We start from the raw sequence: 20,777 nt of genomic DNA, 5'->3' as shown, positions 1-20,777 counted from the left end.
CTGATATTCTGGAAATATGGAAATGATAGCCGCCGTCGAGAGCCTGTCCGCCCTGGCCCACGAAGGCCGTCTGAAGGTCTTCCGCCTGCTGGTGACGGCGGGCCCGACGGGCATGGCGGCCGGAGAGATTGCTCGCCGCCTCGGCACGCCGCCCAACACCCTTTCGGCCAATCTCTCCCTTCTCGCCAACGCCGGGCTGGCGCAGTCCCGTCGTGACGGGCGCTCGATCATCTATTCCGCGCGGTTCGACCGGATGGGCGAACTGATGACCTTTCTCGCCGAGGATTGCTGTGGCGGGGCGGCGGAGGTCTGCGCTCCGGTCGCCGCGGCCGCCGCCCGCTCGCGGTGCATTCCGGCGGAGGCCTGAACCATGTCGGTCTTTGAACGGTGGCTCAGCCTCTGGGTCCTGCTGTGCATCGTCGTCGGAATCGGCCTCGGCTGGCTGTTCCCCGACGTCTTCGAGCTGATCGCCCGGGCCGAGATCGCCCGGGTCAATCTGCCGGTGGCCGGCCTGATCTGGCTGATGATCACCCCCATGCTGCTGCGCGTCGACTTCGCCGCCCTCGGACAGGTGGGGCGGTACTGGCGCGGCATCGGCGTGACCCTGTTCGTCAACTGGGCGGTCAAGCCCTTCTCCATGGCGCTACTGGCCTGGCTGTTCATCGCCGGGCTGTTCCGGCCGTGGCTGCCCGGCGACCAGATCGACAGCTATATCGCCGGCCTGATCATCCTCGCCGCCGCGCCTTGCACCGCCATGGTCTTCGTCTGGAGCCGGCTGACCAACGGCGAGCCGAACTTCACCCTCAGCCAGGTGGCGCTGAACGACGCCATCATGATCGTCGCCTTCGCCCCGATCGTCGGCCTGCTGCTGGGGCTGGCGGCGATCACCGTGCCGTGGGCGACCCTGCTGATCTCGGTCGGCCTCTACATCATCCTGCCCGTCATCGTCGCCCAGGTCGTTCGTCGGATGGTGCTGGCGCGGTCGGGCGAGGCGGGGCTGGAGCGGCTTCTGACCCGGCTCGGTCCGGTCTCGATCACCGCCCTGCTGGCCACCCTGATCCTGCTGTTCGGTTTCCAGGGCGAGCAAATCCTCGCCCAGCCGCTGGTCATCGGCATCCTCGCCATCCCGATCCTGATCCAGGTCTATTTCAACGCCGGCCTCGCCTACGGGCTGAACCGGGCGACGGGCGAGGCGCATTGCGTGGCCGGTCCGTCGGCCCTCATCGGGGCGTCGAACTTCTTCGAACTGGCCGTGGCGGCGGCGATCAGCCTGTTCGGCATCAACTCCGGCGCGGCCCTGGCGACGGTGGTCGGGGTGCTGATCGAGGTGCCTGTGATGCTGTCGGTGGTGTGGATCGTGAATCGCTCAAAGGGCTGGTACGACGCCGGGTCCGCCGTCCGCCGCAATGCCCAAAAGGAGCGCTGATATGTCCGACGCCTTCCCCGTCACCGTCTTCCACAATCCTGCCTGCGGCACCTCGCGCAACGTCCTGGCCATGGTTGAGGCCGCCGGCTACCGGCCCGAGGTGGTGGAGTATCTGAAGGCCGGCTGGACCACGGACCAACTGGGCGCCCTGTTCGACGAGGCGGGGATCACGCCGCGTGAGGCCCTGCGGGAGAAGGAGGCGGTCGCCGCTGAACGGGGCCTGCTGGACCCTGCGGCGTCCGACGCCGCCATCCTCGCCGCCATGGTCGAACATCCGGTGCTGGTGAACCGCCCCATCGTGCGCACGCCCAGGGGCGCAGCGATGTGTCGCCCGTCGGAACGTGTGTTCGACCTGCTCGAGCGCACCCCGGACCGTTTCGTCAAGGAAGACGGGGAAGTGGTCATCCCGGCCTCAGGCAGGGCGACCACCCGGTAGGCAGATTCATGGTGCGGGCGGTCGGGCTCGAACCGACACTCCTTTCGGAACCGGATTTTGAGTCCGGCGCGTCTACCAGTTCCACCACGCCCGCACAGGCCGGTTGCTCGCTTCGGCAGGCGCGCTTGGTAGCTCGCGGGGTCCGATCAGGTCAATCGGGATTGGCGGCCCCCGCGGCGCGCCGGGCCGCGCGCTCCTCGCGCTCGCGCCGGGCGGCGTCGCGCTGACGCGCCTCGTCCTCCGCCGTCTGGTAGCCGCTGACGACATAGTTGGTCTTGAAAAGGACCCGGGTCACCGGCACCGGCGAGCCCGGCTGGTCCACATTCTGCAGCCGCGCCCGACGCGCCGCGTCGAGCGTCGCCTGTCCGAACCGCCCGTCGCGGGGATGTTCGGACTCGATCGTGCAGTCGCGCAGCGTCCCGTCCGGATTGGAAACGCAAGTCGCGACGGCGAAGCCGCGGGCGTAGTTGCTGCGGGGAAAGCGCGGCGTCGGCCGGACGGCCCAGGTCAGGTTTCGCGGCACGCCGTCTTCCTGGAGGGCGTCCAGCTCGGCGTCCCGCGGGTCGACCAGCGGCCGGTTGCAGGTGGTCAGCGTCTGGTCGATCGAGGCCGACGACGCCGGCAGGGTCAGGTCGTACATCAGGTTGCGGCCGTCGGCCGCTCCGCGGGGCACGAGGATGCGCAGGCGCCCGCCGTTCCGCAGTTCGCGCGCGAATGGCGCCGGCAGCTGGCTGACGGCGACGGTGTCGTCGATCCCGACGCTCCAGCTGTACTGGACCAGTTCCTCATCGCCGAACGCGGTGCGGAGGGGCCGGTTGGAGACGCGGCCGGCCGGCGGCAGGCCGGTGATCACCGCTTCAAAGCCGCCGTCGACGCACCGGGTGGCGATCCCGACGCCGTTGTTGAACTGGGTGTAGGCGACCATCAATTTCCGGCGTTCGTCGTTCGAGAAATCCCAATCCGCGGAGGCGTCCTGGGCCAGGGCGGGAAGGGCGACCGCGCAGGCGAGCAGGGCGATGAGGGGGCGCTTCATGGGGAACAATCCGGATCGGCTACTGACGCAACTTTCTGTAGCGGAGCGTGCAGATCGTCAACCTTGGCGGCAGTTGTTTCGGCGGAGCGGTCGGGCGGACGCCCGCCCTAGTCGGTTCGGAGGGGCAGTCGGGTCGCGATGGGCGGGAGGGGCTCGCGGAAGTCGTCGATCAGGTTGAAGCGAGCCGTATAGGCGACTCTCAGACCCTCCATATCCCGCGTCGACCCCGGATCCAGGGGCTCGACCCTTCCCCGCCGATGCGCCGCCGAGACCGCGGCCCTGCCGAACCCGGCGCCCTCGGGGAACTCGCTCTCGATCCGGCAATCGCGCAGGTCGCCCCGTGCGCCGACGGTGCAGGTGACGGCCGCAAGGCCTCCGCCGGCGTCGGTCCTGCTCGGATACTCCGGCTCCGGAACCCGGGCCCAGGTAAGCCCTGCGAAGTCCTCCTGATCGGGCTCATCGTCCTGCGAAGTGGACGAAAGCGTGCGTCCGCAGGCGGTGAAAACCTCCCCGATGGCGGCGGGGGAGGCGGGAAGGTCGGCCGATATCCGCCGCAGACGTTCCCTGTCCGGCACCTCCAGAACCCAGCGCCCGCCGGCCGAAAGATAGGCGGCCGTGGCCGCGGGCCAGACGGAGAAGGCGACGGAGCCTTCGCCCGCCGAAACCCATCGGCCGGTGGCTTCGGGCTGATCGCCGATCCGGTGCCTGATGGTGCGGATGCCGAGCCCCGGAGGCAGGCCCGTCACCACGACGCTCATCACATCGTCCATGCAGCGCACGGCGACGCCGAAATTCTCGTAGGTCACGGCGGCGATGGTCAGCTTGCGCTCGGGATCGCGGCCCAGGTCCCAGTCGTCCTGGGCCGTCGCCGGCGTGGCGATCAGTGCGGCGAGGGCGATCAGGGCGAACCGCTTCATCCGACCGCCTCCACATGGCTGTCGCTCGCGCCGGACTGGATGCGGCGGGCGCGGATGAACATCTCGACGCGCTGGATGACGACCATGCCGACGACGAAGAGGAGGAAGGCGTCGGTGATGGCGAGGGCGTTCAGGCCCCATTCCGCGGCGTGCGGTTCAAGAAAGGCGCTGAGGGCGCGGCGGCCCAGCATGACGGCGATGATCAGGATCAGACCGATGGGCGAGGCCTGCGCTCTCAGCGTGCCGTCGGGGTGTTTCTCGATGGTGGTCATCTTGCCCCGCCACCAGCCGAAGGCCCCGCCGAGGATAAGGCCGACCGCAAGGATGGCCCAGGCGATACCGTCGAAGGCGACGTGCGGCGTTGTCGGATCCATGCTGGTTCCCCAGAGCGCGAGGCCCATCAAGGGGACGATGATCGAGGGCATGACCCACATCCACTGTGGATTAAGCGTCCGGGGCTTGCGGTTGCGCAGGAAGATCAGGGGCAGGGCGATCGCCAGTCCGATCAACGGTCCCAGAACCTGAGGCGACATATCCAGCATGGAAGCCCATCCCGTCCCGACAGCGCCCTGCTTGCCCCCCACGAGCCGCAGACGTGGCCAAAGCTTAATCCGTCCGGCGCATCCGTAAAGCGCCGGCGCGGCCTCTGGTCCGGGAAACCACAGGAGGCGCGCGATGAGACGATGGCTGACGATCGCCCTGGGCGGTGTGGTGCTGTCCTGTCAGGGACCGGCGGCGGTGATGGCGCGGGAGCCCTATACCGCCGCGACCGTCTGTTCGATGGCGCCGAAGATCGAGTGGTGCTGGTCGTCCAGCATCTCGATGCGGACCGTGTCGCCATGCTTGAGGAAGGGCGTCTCGGGCTTGCCGCGCAGGATGGTCTCGACCGTGCGGACCTCGGCGATGCAGGAATAGCCCAGGCCGCCTTCGCTGACCGGCTTGCCCGGGCCGCCGTCGGCGTCCCGGTTGGAGACGGTGCCCGAGCCGATGATGCTGCCGGCGCACAGGCTGCGGGTCCTGGCCAGGTGGGCGATCAGGGTGCCGAAGTCGAAGGTCATGTCGGTCCCGGCGTCGGCCTTGCCGAAGTCCTGGCCGTTCAGCTGGACGTTCAGTTCGCCCTTCAGCTTGCCGTCGGCCCAGCGGTCGCCGAGCGCGCGCGGGGTGACGAAGACCGGCGACAGGGCCGAGGCGGGCTTGGACTGGACGAAGCCGAAGCCCTTGGCCAGTTCGGCCGGGATCAGGTTGCGCAAGGAGACGTCGTTGACCAGGCCGACCAGGCGGATGCACTCCAGCGCCTCTTCGCGCGATACGCCCTGCGGCACGTCGCCGGTGACGACCACCACCTCGGCCTCGAGGTCGCAGCCCCAGCTTTCGTCGGCCAGGGGGATGGGATCGCGCGGGGCGAGGAAGCCGTCCGACCCGCCCTGGTACATCAGGGGATCGGTCCAGAAGCTGTCGGGCATTTCCGCGCCGCGGGCCTGACGCACCAGGGCGACGTGGTTCACATAGGCCGAGCCGTCGGCCCACTGATAGGCGCGGGGCAGGGGCGCCGCGGCCTCACGCTCGTGGAAGCGGCCGCGCGGCACGCCCCCGTGTTCGAGGCTTTCGGCCAGGGCGCGGAGGTCGGGCTCCAGCCGGTCCCAGTCGTCCAGCGCCGCCTGCAGCGTCGGGGCGATCAGGAAGGCGTCGGTAAACCAGGCGAGGTCGCTGGAGACGAGGACGAGGCGACCGTCACGGCCGTGCTTGAGCGAGGCGAGTTTCATGGCTCAAGGCTTAGGCGGTTTCTCCGGAGGGCGAAACCGGGTTTTCAGTGTTTGGCGCGGGTTCCGCTGATACGGCCGGCCGGTGGACGCGCAGCCCGCGGGGGCCCCGGGTTGCACAGTTCGGCGTAGGCGTCGCGCAGTTCGCGGACGCGGGCGGACTCGTCGCGCCAGTGCTGGTTGAAGGCGGCCACGGCCAGACGCAGGGCGTCGGTCTGCTCGCGCTGGGTCAGGTCGCGCTTCTCCGTCCTGGCGTCATGGGCCGGCGCGTGATTCTCGGCCGGCGCATGAGACGTCGCCCCGGCGTTGACGTTGACGATGGTGACCGCCGGCGTGGCGTGGACGTCATGGGCCGCGTGCGCGTCGTGGGCTGGCGCCTGGGCGCCGTGACCGCCGTGTCCCGCTCCATGGCCGCCGCCGTGTCCGTGACCGTGCCCATGGGCGTCAGCCGGTCCCTTGCCGTCGACGGCGTCCTTGAGCTTGCTGATCCGCCCGGACAGCCCCTTGGCGAGGCCGAGCGTCTTGCCCAGACGGTTGTCGACGATCTTCAGCAGATGTTCGGCGCGGCCCTTCAGGGCGTTGTCGTCAGCCCCCATGGCGGAGCGGGCGGCGTCGTGGATCGCCTCCCAGATCGCGTGCGCGGCGTCGGCGCGGTGCGAGCTCGACCGCGCTCCCAGATACCACCCCAGCAAAAGAGCGGCGGCCAGAGCCAGCAGGATCGCGGCCCAGACGAAGGGATCGGCGCCGATGAAAAGGGGCCCGTTCAGCGGAGCGTTGGCCGGGTCGGCATTGGCGAAGTCTGCGCCGTAGGACATCTGCTCTCCCCTGAAGATCGTCAACCGCTCGGGGCGCATCTTGCCCCCGCCGCTCCGCTTGGCAACGACAAAGGTTAATGGCGCGACTGATTCCCGTCAGAGGCGATCTCGGGCGAACGATCAGCGCGGCGGAGTGATCAGCGCCCGCGCCTCGGCGCCGGTGCGGGCGCCGACGTCGCGAACCTCGATCTCGACGGCCACGGCGCCTTCCGGCTCATGCGCCCACAGATAGCGGCGCTCGATCTCGACCTCGCGGCCCGAGGGGGCGATGCCGACGAAACTGTCGCCCCAGGGCGTGATCTTCACCAGCTCGGGCCAGATCAGGCTGCAGGCCTGATCCAGTTCCTCGATGGCCATGGCGGAGAGCTCGTCGTCGCTCACAGCCACCGCCGCACCTTCTGGCGATAGGCCTCGTAGTCTGCGCCGAATTTCGCGGCGAGATACCGCTCCTCGCGCTGGATCACGAACTGGTCGACGACCGCCAGGCAGGGCAGCAGCAGGAACAGGGCCAGGGCGCTGTCCATGGCGATGGCCAGGCCGGCGTAGGTGATGGCGAAGCCGACGTAGATGGGGTTCCGGCTGAAGCGGTACGGACCCTCATTGATCAGGACGGTCGACGGTTTCCAGGGCTCAACCGCCGTGCCGCGACGGCGGAACAGGCCGGCCGCCATGCCGTCCAGCAGCAGGCCGCCGATGATCAGGGTCAGGGCGACGCCGCGGCGGACCTCCATCTCCAGCCCGAAACCGGCCGCCAGCCAGTGGTAGCCGGCCTCAACCGCCCCGGGTCGGGCGCCGAGCTCGGCCAGGCCCCAGCCGGCGAACAGGAAGCCGAGATAGATCAGCGGCGGCGGAGCGATCACGCCGGGGGTGTCGGACTTGGCCATCAGATCGTCTGTCCCTGCGGGGCGGTGAAGTCGGAGACGGCGGCGTCGCCGGTGTTGATCACCTGCGACGGTTCGAAGATCAGCACCTCGGCCTCCGCGTCGGCTGCGGTGCGGTGCTCCACGCCGCGCGGCACGACGATGAACTGGCCCGGATCAAGGGTCTCGATCCGGTCGCGGAACTCGACCCGGAACCGGCCCTTCCAGACCAGGAACATCTCGTCGGCCTCGGCGTGGCTGTGCCACGGGAAGACGCCCTGCACCTTGACCAGCCGCACGTCCTGCCCGTTCAGCCGCGCCGCGACGCGAGGCCGCCAGTGGTCGGAGAAGGCGGCGAACCTGTCGTCCAGATCAAGGACGGCGCCCTGGGTCACCGGCGCAGGTCCTCGTCGCCGTAGATGGCGACAGCGGCGGGTGCGCTGCTGGAGACCGAGCCGCGATACATGCCCGAACTGGTCATGGCGAAACTGGGCTGTCCCTGCAGATCCATGACGATGACGCCGCCGGACCCGCCCAGCGACAGGGCGTCGTCCACCTCGGCCTGAGCGGCGGCCTGGGTGGCCGATCCGTCCGCGATACGGGCGCAGATGTCGCGGGCCACGCTGGCGCGGATGTAGAACTCCCCGTCTCCCGTGGCCGAGACCGCGCAGCCCTCGCGGTTCGACGCATAGGTGCCCGCCCCGATCACCGGCACGTCGCCGACCCGGCCCCAGCGTTTGGCCGTCATCCCGCCGGTCGAGGTGCCGGCGGCGAGGCGGCCCTGGTTGTCCAGCGCCACGGCGCCGACCGTGCCGAATTTGCGCTCGTTCAGCGGCGGGGCGGGCAGGGTGTTTTCGGCCTGCAGCCCCGGCGCCCCGGCGGGCCGCGCGGGGATCGGCAGGTTCTGCGCCCGCAGCGCCGACTCCAGCCCCCGCCAGCGGCGCTCGGTGAAGAAGAAGGCGGGATCGACCTGTTCCAGCCCGACCGAGGCGGCGAAGGTGTCGGCGCCCTCGCCGATCAGCATGACGTGCGGCGACCGGTCCATCACCGCCCGGGCGGCGGCGATCGGATGGCGGGTGGTGGTCAGGCCGGCGACGGCCCCGGCGGTCAGGTCCGAGCCGTTCATCACGGCGGCGTCCAGCTCGTTGCGGCCGGCGGCTGTGAAGACCGCGCCGCGCCCGGCGTTGAACAGGGGGTCGTCCTCCATCAGCTCGATCGCCGCCTGGACCGCATCCAGCGCCGAACCGCCGCCGGCCAGCACCGCCGACCCGGCCTCCAGCGCGCGGTGCAGGGCGGCGCGATAGGCGGCGTCCTGTTCGGGCGTCAGGCTGGCGCGCTCGATCACCCCCGCCCCGCCGTGAATGGCGAACGACCAGCGCGGCGCCTCCTGGGCGGCGGCTGGGGAGGCGAACAGGGCGAGCGCGAGGGCGGCGAGGGTCAGGCGGGAACGGAACATGGTCGACCTTCCGGAAAGCGATGCGTCAGAGTCGGGCAAGCGCGGGCTCAACTCAAGGCCTGAACGTCGCGAGGACCGTCCCGGGCGACGCGCAATCTCACAGCCAATTTACCCTTAACACTTGTCCGGTGTTGCGCCGCGTGCTGCTTATGCGGCCTCGCGCGTCAGGTGGGGCGCAGCAATTTGGGAGTGAGCCGTTGAGTAGAACGGACATTGGGGAGGCGCTTTCGGCGCCTGGCGGGTTCGAATCCCGACGCATCCGGGGAGACCAGGCATGAACATCGTCATCATCGCAGGTCTGATCATCACGCTGCTCACGGGCATCCCCGTGCTGATGCAGATTCTGAAGAACCATCCGCGCGGACTGATCATCCTGTTCTTCGCCGAGATGTGGGAGCGGTTCTCCTACTACGGCATGCGCGGCATCCTGATCTTCTATCTCACCCAACATTTCCTGTTCGACGACGCCACCGCGTCCTCAACCTACGGCTCGTACACCTCGCTGGTTTACCTGCTGCCCCTGGTCGGCGGCATTCTGGCCGACCGCTACATCGGCACCCGCAAGGCCATCGCCTTCGGCGCCCTGCTGCTGGTCGCGGGCCACAGCCTGATGGCCTATGAGGGCCGCCCGGCGACCGAGACCCTGACCTACGCCGGCGCGCAGTATGAGGTCGTCAGCGAAGGCCGCGGCGCCGCCCGCGAGGTCGGCATCATGGTCGACGGCCAGCGCTACGCCTTCACCGCCGCCGAAAGCGGCGGCCTGGCCCTGACGAACCTGCCGGCCAACGCCAGCCTGCCGCTGGTCATGGAGCCCGGGACCTACACGATGGAGGCGACGCGCGACACGACGGGCGTCAACAGCTTCTACCTGGCCCTGTCCCTGATCATCATGGGCGTCGGCTTCCTGAAGCCCAACATCTCGACCATCGTCGGCCAGCTGTATCCGCAGGGCGATCCCCGGCGCGATTCGGGCTTCACCCTCTACTACTACGGCATCAACCTCGGCGCCTTCTGGGCCGCCGTGCTGTGCGGCTTCCTCGGCCAGACCGTGGGCTGGTGGGCCGGCTTCGGACTCGCCGGCGTCGGCATGGCCCTCGGCTTCGTCGTCTTCGTTCTCGGCAAGCCCCTGCTGCAAGGCAACGGCGAGCCGCCGAATCCCGAGCTGCTCAAGCGGCCGCTGTTCGGCCCGCTCAACCGCGAATGGCTGATCTACATCCTCGCCATTCTCGGCGTCGGCATCGTCTGGTTCATGGTCCAGCGCAACGCCCTGGTCGGCTCGGTTCTGGCCGTCTCCACCCTGCTGTCGCTGGCCTTCATCGCCTGGATCATCGCCTTCGTGTGCAAGACCTGGGTCGAACGCCAGCGGATGATGCTGGCCGTGGTGCTGATCTTCGGCGCCGTGGTCTTCTTCACCCTGTTCGAACAGGCCGGCACCTCGCTGAACCTGTTCGCCGACCGCAACGTGGACCTGACCATCGCCCCGACCGCGATGCAGTTCCTCGGCATCACCATCGGCACGCCGGCCCAGCTGGAGGCGGCGGGCATCACGCCCACCGGCTTCTGGATCGACGCGACCATCACGGCCGCCCAGGTCCAGTCGTTCAACGCCGGCTTCATCCTCATCTTCGCGCCGATCTTCGCGGCCCTGTGGGCCTGGCTGGCCAGCAAGAAGATGGACCCCAACCCGACCATGAAGTTCGGTCTCGGCCTCGTGCAGGTCGGCCTCGGCTTCCTGGTGGTGGTCTGGGCCGCCGGTTCGGGCATGGTCAGCAGCGCCTTCCAGATGCCGCTGATCATCCTGGCCCTGCTCTACATGCTGCACACGACGGGTGAGCTGTTCCTGTCGCCGGTGGGCCTGTCGGAGATCACCAAGCTGTCGCTGCCCTCCGTGGTCAGCTTCATGATGGCTGTGTGGTTCCTGGCCAGCTCCATCGCCCAGTTCGTCGGCGGCAAGATCGCCGGCCTGATGGGCACCGAAACCGTCGGTGGCCAGGTGCTGGATCCGGAGGGGGCGCTCGCCACCTCGCTGGACGGCTTCGGCAAGCTCGGCTGGTGGGGTGTCGGCATCGGCATCGGCTTCATCCTGATCAGCTTCCTGATCAAGGGCTGGTCCCACGGGGCCAATGACGCGGGCAACCATCCGTCCCACTGATCGGGCCGGGTGCTGAATACAGGAAGGGCGGAACCGCAAGGTTCCGCCCTTTTTGGCGCGTCGAGGGCGGGCGCGCCGTCAGTTGGGGGTGTGGGGACGCCTTCTTCAGAAGGTCTTTCTTATCTGGACGAACAGCCAGGGGCTCATCCGGGTGCGGCGCGTCTCACGGAAGGCCAGCGGGGCGGCGTCGCGGGGGCCGGAGTAGATTTCGCGATCATAGCCGGTGGCGCGATCGCTCGCGTTGCCGAGGTCGATCTTCACCGTCAGGTCCCGCTCCGGCTTCCACTGCACGAAGGCGCTGACCTCGGGCTCGGCATAAAAGGCGCGGATCTCGCGCACCCTGAAGCCGCGGCCCTTGTCGACATTGCAGCCGTGGTTGAAGCCCCACGACCACCGGCCGCCCATGAGGTCCTGGTTGAAGCCGACGCCGCAACCGAATGCCTGGTTGCCCTGGAAGCGGCGCTCCTCGCCCGTGACCGGGTCGAGCACCGATGTCGAAGACCAGCTTCCGCGCGTCTGGAGCCGGCCGTTGGGAATGCCCAGCCGATCGGTCGGCAGGGTCAGCCGCAGCTGAAAGAAGCTGGCGGTTCCGTCGCCGATGTTGCCGACGCCGTCGAAGCCGCCGGTCAGGGGGATGACGTCCACGACGTCCTCGACCTCGGCATACTGGTAGGTGGCGTCGAACACGCCCTCGCCCCAGAAGCGGCGCTCGTAGATGGCCTCGAGAACCGTCTGCTTCTGCGGCTCCAGATCGGGGTTGCCGCCCTCGACCTGGCCGATGTCGATGTCGGCCGAGGCGATGAAGTCGCCGAAGTCGAGCTGGCCGACCTCGCGCTCGGCGCGGAAGCGGAACTGGTGGCCGGTCCAGGGCGTCCAGGTCGCCTGGATGCGGGGCTTGGGATAGACGAAGGCCTTGGTCAGATCGCTGTCGCCGGACTGGCTGATCTCCGACACCTCGACGCGCAGGCCGCCCTCGACGGTCAGGGTCGGGGCGGGCCGCCAGGTCGCCTGGCCGAAGACCTCGCCGCGCAGTTCCTCGACCTTGACCGAGGACGACGGCAGCGGGATCGGCACGCCGTTTTCCGAATAGGCGGTGGCGCTGTCGAGGAAGTTGTAGGCCACCTCGCCGCCGGTCTCGAACGACCAGCGGTCATTGGGGCGGAACCGCAGGATGGCCCGGCCGATGGATTCGCCCGACGTCGAGTCGGCGGAGAAGGTCGAGCTGTCGCCGCTGCTTTCCGAGACGCCGGTGTAGTCCTCGGTGGAATAGCGTTGCAGGCCGGTCAGTTCGAGACCGGTGCGGGGGCCGAGGTCGAGGGTCCAGTTGGCGCCCAGCTCGCTGTTGACGTTGTCCGCCTCCTCGTCGTTGAAACTGTCGACGCCGGCGCCCGAGCGGATCAGCAGGTCCTGGGCGTTCTCATTGCCGAACCAGCCCAGCAGGCCGTTGACGCGCAGCAGGCCGCCGCCGACGCGACGCTGGACGGCGCCGGTGGCGCGCAGGTTCCGGATCCGGTCCCACAACACCAGATCGGCGTCCTGGATCAGAGTGCCGGCCGCGTCGTAACGGCGGCGAAAGCCGTCCCCGGTGCCGTCGGTGCGGTCCGAAAAGCCGCTGATCGAGCCTTCGATCTGGTCGTCGCCTTCGCGCCGCGAATACCGCGCCGAGAGCACCGGGCCGATATAGCCGTCGGGATAGAAATAGGCGTTGGTCTCAATCACCCGCTCGGTGGTCACGGTGCGGATCAGGACGACGTTCGCGACCACGGACCGGCCCTGCATGTCGATGCCGGGAGCGCCGCCACGGATCAGCTCCACGCGGGCGACGCCGGCGGCCGAGATGCGGCGCAGGATCTGATCCAGGTTGTCGCTCTTGGTCGAAGGCCGGCGGCCGTCGATCAGGACATTGCCCGCCGTGCCCGCGAGGCCGCGCGTCCCGCTGTCGCCCGACTCGAAGGCGAAGCCCGGCAGGCGGGCGATCATGTCCAGGGCCGTATCGGGACGGGCGTCAGTGAAGAAGACGGGCTCGAAGACCAGCACGCCCTGCTGGGCGGCGCCGGCCGCGGGCAGGCTCTGGCCCGGCGCGGTCTGGGCCGCGGCGGGGCCGCCCAGCAACGCGCACGCGGCCGCTCCGGCCAGCCAGATCGCCTTGGTCATACGTCCCTCTCCCTGCTGGACGAACGGTGCCCGGCGATCGGCCGCGCATACAGTTACAAGCCGGACAGGTGCATTAAATCGCCGTCAGGCTTGGGGCGCTGGAATGGCGGTCCTCAGAACGTCTTGCGCACCCGTATCTGCCAGAAGGTGCGCGGATCCGTGGGGCGCAGTTCGGTGAAGGCGACGGGGCGGGCGAGCGACCGGTCGGCGAAGACGGTGCGTTCCACCTGGAAGTCATTCCAGACATTGACCTGGGCGCGGATGGCCAGGGTCGGGGTCGGCTTGTATTCGATATTGGCCTCGAAATAGTCGCTGCCCGTGAAGCCCGAGACCTGGTCCGGGGCGTAGTTGAACTGGCGCAGGCTCTCGAGATAGGTCACCGCCCAGTTGATCTTCCAGGTGGTGATGTCCTGGGAGATGGTGAAGGCGGGTTGCGAAGGCCGCACGCCCGAGATCGGCCGTTCCTCGCCCGAGGTCGGATCGGTCACGGCCGTGTCGTTCCAGGTGTTCCGGAACTGGAACTGGCCGCCCGAGAAGCCGGTCCAGTCGAGCGGCAGAACGAAGTTGACGGCCAGCTGATCCAGCGTCCCGTCGCCGATGTTGCCGACTGCCGACAGGCCTTGCGGCAGGGGCAGACGGTCGATGACGCCGATGATCTCGTCGTGCCGGTAACCGATGGAGAAGATGCCGTCGCCCAGGAACCGGCGCTCATAGGTGAGCTCGGAGATCCAGCGCTCCTCGGGCTCGAGGTTCACATTGCCGCCGAACAGCTGTTCGTCTTCCAGGTCCGCGCCCGCCGCGAAGTCACCGAAGTCCAGCTGGCCGACGTCGCGCTCGAAGCGGAAACGGACCTGATTCTGCGGGCGTGGCGTCCAGGTCAGCTGCAGGCGCGGCTTGGCGTAATAGAAGCTCTTCTCCTGGTCGGCGTCCCCGGACTGGGTGATGGTCGAAGCCTCGAGTCGCAGTCCGCCTTCGAAATTCAGGTCCGGCCGCACGCGCCACGTCGCCTTGCCGAACAGCTCGCCCCGGGTCTCCTCGACCATGATCTGATCGGACGGCAGGGGAATGGCGACTCCGCCGTCCGTGAGCGCCTGGTCGATTTCGAGCATATTGTAGGCGACCTCGCCGCCGGCCTCGAGCGTCAGGGCCGGCGAACGTTCCCAGCGCAGCAGCGAGCGCAGGATGGTTTCGGAGGCGTTGCCCTCCGAGGCGAAGCGCTGAAGCGGTCCGGCGACGCCGTTTGTCGTGGTGACAAAGGTGGAGGCGTTCTCGAAGTCGTTCCACTCGCGGATGAAGCGGGTCTCGGACGTGAGGCCCGTGCCCATCGGCCGGGTGAAGACCGCGCCGACCTCGCCGCTCGTGCCTTCTTCGGCGAAGCGGCTGTCGCGCAGGGTCGTCGGCCCGTCCTGGAGGCTGTACTGGCTGTAGTCGTTGACGCCCAGGCGGGCGGTCAGGTCGATCTTTCCGCCCATGAAGGCGTCGGCGAAATTGACCCGCACGGCCTGACCCCCGCCGGTCTGGTCGTCGAAGTAGCCCTCGTCGCGGGTCACGGCGCCGTTGGAGTCGCGGCGGATGACACGGCCTACGCCGTTCGAATCGTTTATCGACACGCCGTCGGCAATGGTGAAGCCCCAGACCCGGTCGCCGTTGCGGCGGGTGAACTGGTACTGGCCGAAACCGCGATCGGTACCGCCTTCGAAGAAGGCCATATTGGCCGTCAGGATCTGCTCGGTGCTGGCCTGGCCCTTGGTGATGACGTTCACGACGACGGAATAGCCCTGCATGTCGATGCCGGGCGCTCCGCCCCGGATCAGCTCGATGCGTTCGACCTGGGGGACCAGGGTTCGCGACAGGACCGAGGAGCCCGTGTCGTTCTTGGACGCCGGTCGCGAGCCGTTGATCAGGATGTTGCCGACCGCGCCTTCGAAGCCGCGCGAGCCGTCGCCGTCCTGAACCGAGAAGCCCGGGACCCGGCTGACCATGTCGAGAGCCGTGTTCGGGCGCTGGCTGGCGAAAAAGTCGGGGGTGAAGACAAGCACGCCCTGCTGCGAGGCTTCCGCCTGGGGCGCGGGGGCCGGCGGCGGCGTCTGGGCCGCGGTCGCGCCGGCGCTCAACAGGATGGCCGTCGTCGCCAGCAGGATGGTCTTGGTCATTGCAGGATTCCCCTCGTCGTGTGACGAAGGTGTGGCGTCCTGTCGCGCCGCTCTCCAGTTACAAGACAGACAGGTGGATTAAATCGAAGTCATCATTACGAGAATGTCACGCTTGTGTTCTGAAGTGGGCGCGGCGTTACTTGGTTATATTGAAATGAAACAGGTATAGTCGTGAGAATATTCGCCATCGCCGTCTCAGCCCTGGTTCTGCTGGCCGGGGCGGGGCTGCCGGACCGGTCCGGGGCCCAGACGCCGGAGCCGCAGGCGGCGGAACTGGACGAGATCGTGGTGCTGGCCCGCCGCTCCGGCGCGCCGATGTGGACGGTGACCCGGGGCGACAGCACCCTGATTCTCGTCGGCGCCATCACCGGCATTCCGCGTGACCTGGCCTGGCGTCCCGACGACCTTGAGGCGGCGGCGGCGCGGTCGGACCAGATCCTGTCCCCGCAGGAGGGCCGGGCCTCGGTCACAGACCTGTTGCGGGTCATCTGGCGCGCCCGGACCATCGGCCTGATGCCGCAGGGACAGACGACGGCCGACTATCTGACGCCGGAATACCAGGCGCGGCTGGAGGCGATCATGGCCGACGACCGCAATCAGGACTGGCGGACCAAAAGCCTGCTCTTCGTCGGCTTCGACCTGATGCAGGACAAGGCCGGCTACAGGCAGGGCCGAAGCGGCGACGACGCCATGGACGTGATCCGGCGCGCGGCGCGGCGGGCGCGGGTGTCGGTGCGGCCGGTCGGCACGGTTCGCGGCGACGAACTGATCGACAGCCTGATCACCGCCCCCCAGACCGCCCACGTCCCCTGTGTCGAGGCCGCCATCGCCGCCGCCGAACAGGGCCCTGACGCCGCGCGCGAGCGGGCCGAGGACTGGCGCGCCCTGCGCGTCGCCGACGTCGTGGCGTCTCCGATCGACCGGGCGCTGAACCAGTGCTGGCCGTGGGGCGACCCCGAGATCGCACCCCAGTTGAGACAGCAATGGGCGGCGGCGATCGAGACAGCGATGATCTCGCCGGGCGTGACCATGGGTGTCGCCCCGCTCCGCCTGCTGGCGGACGAAGGCGGCGTGCTGGACGGGCTCGTGGCGCGGGGGTTCGACGTCGTGGGGCCGGAGTGGAAGCCCGCCCCCTAGACCGCCGTCCCGCCCACCGTCAGTCCGGCGATCTTCAGGCTGGGCTGGCCGATGCCGACCGGCACGCCCTGGCCGCCCTTGCCGCAGACGCCGACGCCGGGGTCGAAGGCGAAGTCGTCGCCGATCATCTGCACGTGCTGCAGGGCCGTGGCCCCGTCGCCGATCAGGGTCGCGCCGCGCACCGGGGCGGTGATCTTCCCGTCCTCGATGAGGTAGGCCTCGGTGCACTGGAAGACGAACTTCCCGTTGGTGATGTCGACCTGCCCGCCGCCGAAATTGGCGGCGTAGAGGCCGCGCTTGGTCGAGGCGATCATATCGGCCTGCGAGTCCCTGCCGCCCTCCATGAAGGTGTTGGTCATGCGCGGCATGGGCATATGGGCGAAGGACTGGCGCCGGCCGTTGCCCGTGGCCTTGGCGCCCAGCTGACGCGCCGACAGCCGGTCGTGCATCAGCCCGACCATGATCCCGTCCTCGATCAGGACGGTGCGCGAGGTCGGCGTGCCCTCGTCATCGACCGACAGGGAGCCGCGGCGGCCCGCGATGGAGCCGTCGTCGACGACGGTGACGCCCGGCGCCGCGACCCGCTTGCCCATCATGCCGGTGAAGACGGAACTGCCCTTGCGGTGGAAATCGCCCTCGAAGCCATGGCCGATGGCCTCGTGCAGCAGCACGCCCGGCCACCCGGCGCCCAGCACCACGTCCATCTCGCCGGCGGGGCAGTCGACGGCCTCGAGGTTGACCAGCGCCTGCCGCAGGGCCTCGTCGACCTGCCATTGCCAGCGCTCGGGCGCGATCCAGGTCTCGAACCCGGCCCGGCCCCCGGCGCCGGACGAGGCGCTCTCGCGCTTGCCGTCCTTCTCGACCGTGACGGAGACGTTCAGCCGGACCAGCGGCCGGATGTCGGTGACGCGCCGGCCGTCGCCGCGCAGGATCTCGATGTGGCGACGCTCGCCGACCATGCTGGCGGAGACCTGGACGACGCGCGGATCGCGGGCGCGCGCCCAGGCGTCGATCTCGGCCAGCAGGGCGATCTTGTCGGAGAAGGCGGGCGAGGCGAGGGGATCGACCGGTGCGTACAGTTGCTGGTTGGTGGCGCGCGGCGCCTCGGCGACGACCCCGGCATGACCGGATCGGGCGAGGCCCGCGCTGTCGGCCGCGCGGCGGATGGCCGGGCCGCTGATCTCATTGGCGTGGGCGTAGCCGGCCGTCTCGCCGGCCACCACCCGCAGTCCAAAGCCCTCGGAGGCGTCATAGGCGGCGGACTTCAGCCGTCCGTCGTCGAAGACCAGGGATTCGAGCTCGGACCGCTCGAGGAACAGTTCGCCGTCGTCCGCCCCGGTCAGGACGTCCTGGAGAATGGAAAGGGCTTCATCGGAGCCGACGTCGGCGGAATCGAGAATCGCGGGGAGGGATACGGGGACGGTCATGGAGCCTAAGTAGGGGCTGACCGTCCCCGCGTCACCGGGGGCGTCCGTATTCAGTCCTGATCGACCTCGCCCCACCCCGTGATCGACTGGGCCAGTTGGGCCGGGGTCCGGGTCAGGGTCACGTCGCCCCGCCCCGAGACCTCGATATCCGCCCGGCCCGTGGGCCCGACACGGACATCGCCCCGTCCGGCGACCGAGACCTTGGCGTCGGTCACCACAAGCTCGTCGAGCTCGACGTCGCCCGAGCCGTTGACGGTCAGGTTCAGCGTGGTCGCCCGGCCCCGGGCGCGGACGTCGCCCGAGCCGTTGACGGTCACCTCCAGCGCCGGCTGGTCGTAGTCCCGGATCGACAGGTCGCCGTCGGCGGCGGTCTCGAAACGGGTGACCGAGGGGGCGGTGACCACGACCTTGAGGGCCTCGGTGGCGCTCCAGGCGCGGATGCCGTTACGGCTCCAGCGGATATAGCCCCGCTCCTCCTCGTCCTCGTCATAGCCGGTCAGGGTCAGTCGCCCGTTCTCGAGGCGGACGCGGTCGACCATGCCCCGGGGACCGGTGACCGAGACGCCGGCCTCCTCGCCCTGACGATAGACGACGTGCCCCGGCATCATCACGGACAACTGGTCGCCGCCCGTCCAGGGGAGGGTGCGGGTGACCTCGGGATCGACCTCGCCGCGCTCGAAGCGAATGCTGTCGTCGCCGGCGGGGCCTTCGGTGACGACCCAGGTCCAGTCGTGGCGCTGGACGTCATTGCCGACCAGGGCCACGGCGCCCCCGATCCCGGCCAGGGCCAGGACGAAGCCGACGCCGGTGATAATCAGAAGATTGCGGATCATGTCAGTTCCTCCCCCAGGCTTGAGGCTGGTTGTCGAGCGCGGGCTTCAGCACCCGGTAGTGAAGACGGGCGTACCAGACGGTGGCGTCGATCAGCCATTTGGTCAGGACCGCCATGAGGCCGCCCATGAACAGGCCCAGCCCCATCAGGCCGACCCCCATCAGTATGGCCGCCAGCACCCCGCCGGGGGCGCCGAGGAAGGGCCCCGCGACCAGCACGGCGCCGCCGGCCAGGAAGATCGCCACGCCGCTGACCAGCACGGCCAGCACCGCCCCGAAGACGGGGAAGACGATCGGCAGCAGGATCAGGATGTCGATCGCGCCCAGGCCGATCAGGCCGAAGATGGCCCCGGCCGCGGCGGACGGGTTCTGCTCCTGGTGCCAGCGCTGCGCCCCCGCCTCGGCGCGCAACTCGCGGGCCAGACGGTCCGGGTCGCCCAGCGCCGCGGCCACTTCGGCCTCGGACCGGCCGGCGGCGGCGCCGTCCTCGAAATGGATCTCGTAGTCGGCGGCGATCTCGTCGGCGGCGGCGGCCGGCATGCCGACCAGTCCTCGCCTCAACCGGCCCATGAATTCGGCGCGGGTCATTGTTCAGCTCCCCTTTCGGCGGTCACGTCTTCGGTGGTCCGGACCGGCGCGGCGGGTTGCGCCGTGGCGTCCAGGATGGATTCGACCGCGCGGGCGAAGGCCCGCCACTCGGTCGTCTGGGCCTCGAAGGCCCGGCGTCCGGCGTCGGTCAGGCGGTAATATTTGCGGGAAGGCCCCGAGGGTGATTCGACCATGTAGGTCTCCACCTGCCCGTCGGACTGCATCCGCCGCATCAGCGGGTAGATGGTGCCCTCGCCCATGTCGATCGCGTCCGAAAGCGTGGAGGCGATCTCGTAGGCGTAGCTGTCGTGCCGGTTCAGCAGGGCCAGGACGCAGAGCGTCAGGACCCCCTTCTTCAGCTGTATCTCGATTGTTTCAGGCACTGTGAGCCCTCCTTGTGATGAAGATGACGTATCGCAAGGTATCTGGTGACGCAAGGTAGCTGTCATAACATGACGGAGATTTAATCCAGCGACGGAATGTCCTGCGGCGTTCATTCCGACCGCAATCGCTTGGCAAGTGCAGGAGGGGGCGATATGGACCGCGCGAAGTACCGCTGCGGACCGCCGGGTCCCGGCGATTGTTTGCGATTCACTCGCAAGCGTTTGCGGCGAAACGGTTTAATGAGGATATCTCGCATGGGGATGGGCACGCGGGCCCGGGCGATCATCGGCGGTGGGATCACCGCCCTGAGCCTGGCCGTTTTCTCCGCTACGCCGACGTGGGCGCAGGAGCTCGTCGGTCAGCCGACCGACGGCGGTCTCGGTTTGCAGCCGGCCGCGTCGCCGCTGAAGGTCGAGGCGCATTTCTTCCATGACGCCATCCTGATGCCGATCATCACCTTCATCAGCCTGCTGGTGCTGGGTCTGCTGATCTGGATCTGCATCCGCTACAACAAGAAGGCCAATCCGGTTCCGGCCAAGTGGAGCCACAACACCCTGATCGAGATCGTCTGGACGGTGCTGCCGGTGCTGATCCTGGTAGGCATCTCGCTGTTCTCGTTCCGCCTGCTGTTCGCCTATCACGACATGCCGACGCCCGACCTGACGGTGAAGGCCACGGGCAACCAGTGGAACTGGTCCTATGAATATCCGGACCAGGGCGTGGCCGAATATGTCTCCAACATGCTGCCGGAAGACGAGATCGCCGCTCGCGGCATGCCGCACAGCCTGTATCGTCTGGCCGCCGACGAGCCGATCGTGGTGCCGGTCGGCAAGACGGTGCGGGTTCTGGTCACCGCCACGGACGTGATTCACGCCTTCGCCCTGCCGGCCTTCGGCCTCAAGACCGACGCCGTCCCCGGCCGGATCAACGAGACCTGGTTCCGCGCGGACCGCACTGGCGTCTTCTACGGGCAGTGCTCGGAACTGTGCGGCGTCGACCACGCCTTCATGCCGATCCAGATCAACGTCGTGACCGAGGCTGAATTCGCCGCCTGGGTCGCCTCCAAGGGCGGCTCGATGACGCCCCGTACGCCGGATCAGGCTCCGGGCGGCACGGCCGCCCAGGTCGCCGCCGGCGCCACCGGCGCCCCCACCGCCGTCGAGGCCGCTGTCCCCGTCGCCGCCCCTGCTCAACCCGCTGCGCCCGCCACGGCTCCCGCCGTCGCTCCGGCCGCTCAGTAACGAACCG

The 20,777-nt window shown here is 68.9% G+C and carries 21 protein-coding genes and 1 tRNA gene; 6 read left to right on the top strand and 16 right to left on the bottom strand.

Annotation, left to right across the window (positions count from 1 at the left end; genetic code table 11):
* Positions 1-16: 16 nt before the first annotated feature.
* The 3 genes from QQJ79_RS02700 to arsC are packed head-to-tail and all read left to right on the top strand — an operon-like array spanning position 17 to position 1,862.
* Positions 17-367, top strand: coding sequence for an ArsR/SmtB family transcription factor (locus QQJ79_RS02700; RefSeq protein ID WP_284220851.1), 351 nt, complete (start codon positions 17-19; stop codon positions 365-367).
* A gap of 3 nt (positions 368-370) precedes the next feature.
* A complete protein-coding gene (gene arsB, locus QQJ79_RS02695) occupies positions 371-1,426 on the top strand; it encodes an ACR3 family arsenite efflux transporter (RefSeq protein WP_284220850.1) in 1,056 nt (351 codons plus the stop codon).
* 1 nt (position 1,427) lies between these two features.
* Positions 1,428-1,862 carry an arsenate reductase (glutaredoxin) gene (gene arsC, locus QQJ79_RS02690; protein ID WP_284220849.1) on the top strand — a complete coding sequence of 145 codons (435 nt, stop codon included), beginning with the start codon at positions 1,428-1,430 and terminating at the stop codon, positions 1,860-1,862.
* Between the two features lie 9 nt (positions 1,863-1,871).
* Here arsC and QQJ79_RS02685 read toward each other — a convergent pair.
* The 10 genes from QQJ79_RS02685 to QQJ79_RS02640 all read right to left on the bottom strand — a co-directional run bounded on the left by QQJ79_RS02685 (position 1,872) and on the right by QQJ79_RS02640 (position 8,703).
* Positions 1,872-1,956 (bottom strand) — tRNA-Leu (locus tag QQJ79_RS02685).
* A gap of 57 nt (positions 1,957-2,013) precedes the next feature.
* Positions 2,014-2,895 (bottom strand): hypothetical protein, encoded by an 882-nt coding sequence (locus tag QQJ79_RS02680; RefSeq protein ID WP_284220848.1) that lies wholly within the window; start codon positions 2,893-2,895, stop codon positions 2,014-2,016.
* 107 nt (positions 2,896-3,002) lie between these two features.
* Complete coding sequence (locus tag QQJ79_RS02675; protein ID WP_284220846.1) at positions 3,003-3,812, bottom strand: hypothetical protein; 810 nt, start codon at positions 3,810-3,812, stop codon at positions 3,003-3,005.
* Positions 3,809-4,354, bottom strand: a complete 546-nt coding sequence (locus QQJ79_RS02670) for a CcdC protein domain-containing protein (protein ID WP_284220844.1) — start codon at positions 4,352-4,354, stop codon at positions 3,809-3,811. Before QQJ79_RS02670 ends, QQJ79_RS02675 begins: the two co-directional genes overlap by 4 nt.
* Before the next feature lie 213 nt (positions 4,355-4,567).
* Entirely contained in the window at positions 4,568-5,575 is a 1,008-nt protein-coding gene (locus tag QQJ79_RS02665) for a fumarylacetoacetate hydrolase family protein (RefSeq protein ID WP_284220842.1), read from the bottom strand.
* A 44-nt stretch (positions 5,576-5,619) separates the two neighbouring features.
* Positions 5,620-6,387: a hypothetical protein gene (locus tag QQJ79_RS02660; RefSeq protein WP_284220840.1), complete on the bottom strand. Its 768-nt coding sequence runs from the start codon at positions 6,385-6,387 to the stop codon at positions 5,620-5,622.
* A gap of 120 nt (positions 6,388-6,507) precedes the next feature.
* Positions 6,508-6,774, bottom strand: coding sequence for a hypothetical protein (locus QQJ79_RS02655; protein ID WP_284220837.1), 267 nt, complete (start codon positions 6,772-6,774; stop codon positions 6,508-6,510).
* Positions 6,765-7,271 carry a methyltransferase family protein gene (locus QQJ79_RS02650; protein WP_284220836.1) on the bottom strand — a complete coding sequence of 169 codons (507 nt, stop codon included), beginning with the start codon at positions 7,269-7,271 and terminating at the stop codon, positions 6,765-6,767. Before QQJ79_RS02650 ends, QQJ79_RS02655 begins: the two co-directional genes overlap by 10 nt.
* A complete protein-coding gene (locus tag QQJ79_RS02645) occupies positions 7,271-7,642 on the bottom strand; it encodes a cupin domain-containing protein (protein ID WP_284220833.1) in 372 nt (123 codons plus the stop codon). The genes QQJ79_RS02650 and QQJ79_RS02645 overlap by 1 nt, the downstream gene beginning before the upstream one ends.
* A complete protein-coding gene (locus QQJ79_RS02640) occupies positions 7,639-8,703 on the bottom strand; it encodes an isoaspartyl peptidase/L-asparaginase family protein (RefSeq protein ID WP_284220831.1) in 1,065 nt (354 codons plus the stop codon). The genes QQJ79_RS02645 and QQJ79_RS02640 overlap by 4 nt, the downstream gene beginning before the upstream one ends.
* A 274-nt stretch (positions 8,704-8,977) precedes the next feature.
* Between QQJ79_RS02640 and QQJ79_RS02635 the strand changes: the two genes are divergently transcribed.
* Positions 8,978-10,855 (top strand): peptide MFS transporter, encoded by a 1,878-nt coding sequence (locus tag QQJ79_RS02635; RefSeq protein WP_284220829.1) that lies wholly within the window; start codon positions 8,978-8,980, stop codon positions 10,853-10,855.
* Between the two features lie 105 nt (positions 10,856-10,960).
* Here the strand turns inward: QQJ79_RS02635 and QQJ79_RS02630 are convergent, their stop codons facing one another.
* Positions 10,961-13,009: a TonB-dependent receptor plug domain-containing protein gene (locus tag QQJ79_RS02630; RefSeq protein ID WP_284220828.1), complete on the bottom strand. Its 2,049-nt coding sequence runs from the start codon at positions 13,007-13,009 to the stop codon at positions 10,961-10,963.
* 113 nt (positions 13,010-13,122) lie between these two features.
* The gene (locus QQJ79_RS02625) at positions 13,123-15,162 is read right to left on the bottom strand and encodes a TonB-dependent receptor plug domain-containing protein (RefSeq protein WP_284220827.1); all 2,040 of its coding nucleotides are present in this window, start codon (positions 15,160-15,162) and stop codon (positions 13,123-13,125) included.
* Between the two features lie 171 nt (positions 15,163-15,333).
* On the opposite strand from QQJ79_RS02625, the gene QQJ79_RS02620 reads away from it, so the two are divergent.
* Entirely contained in the window at positions 15,334-16,299 is a 966-nt protein-coding gene (locus QQJ79_RS02620) for a TraB/GumN family protein (protein ID WP_284220826.1), read from the top strand.
* Here the strand turns inward: QQJ79_RS02620 and tldD are convergent.
* The 4 genes from tldD to QQJ79_RS02600 are packed head-to-tail and all read right to left on the bottom strand — an operon-like array spanning position 16,296 to position 19,528.
* The gene (gene tldD, locus QQJ79_RS02615; RefSeq protein WP_284220824.1) at positions 16,296-17,726 is read right to left on the bottom strand and encodes a metalloprotease TldD; all 1,431 of its coding nucleotides are present in this window, start codon (positions 17,724-17,726) and stop codon (positions 16,296-16,298) included. The two genes, QQJ79_RS02620 and tldD, sit on opposite strands and share 4 nt — an antisense overlap.
* A gap of 50 nt (positions 17,727-17,776) precedes the next feature.
* Positions 17,777-18,559, bottom strand: a complete 783-nt coding sequence (locus QQJ79_RS02610; RefSeq protein WP_284220822.1) for a GIN domain-containing protein — start codon at positions 18,557-18,559, stop codon at positions 17,777-17,779.
* A gap of 1 nt (position 18,560) precedes the next feature.
* Positions 18,561-19,145 (bottom strand): DUF1700 domain-containing protein, encoded by a 585-nt coding sequence (locus QQJ79_RS02605; RefSeq protein ID WP_284220820.1) that lies wholly within the window; start codon positions 19,143-19,145, stop codon positions 18,561-18,563.
* On the bottom strand, positions 19,142-19,528 hold the full coding sequence (locus QQJ79_RS02600; RefSeq protein ID WP_284220819.1) for a PadR family transcriptional regulator: 387 nt from the start codon (positions 19,526-19,528) through the stop codon (positions 19,142-19,144). Before QQJ79_RS02600 ends, QQJ79_RS02605 begins: the two co-directional genes overlap by 4 nt.
* A gap of 255 nt (positions 19,529-19,783) precedes the next feature.
* Here QQJ79_RS02600 and coxB point away from each other — a divergent pair, with 255 nt between their 5' ends.
* Positions 19,784-20,770: a cytochrome c oxidase subunit II gene (gene coxB, locus QQJ79_RS02595; protein WP_284220818.1), complete on the top strand. Its 987-nt coding sequence runs from the start codon at positions 19,784-19,786 to the stop codon at positions 20,768-20,770.
* Positions 20,771-20,777 lie beyond the last annotated feature (7 nt).

It is taken from the genome of Brevundimonas denitrificans (assembly GCF_030160755.1).
In the GTDB taxonomy this organism is placed as follows: Bacteria; Pseudomonadota; Alphaproteobacteria; order Caulobacterales; family Caulobacteraceae; genus Brevundimonas; species Brevundimonas denitrificans.
The sequence above is the reverse complement of the archived record's forward strand: the minus strand, read 5'-3'. Positions and strand labels throughout refer to the sequence as shown.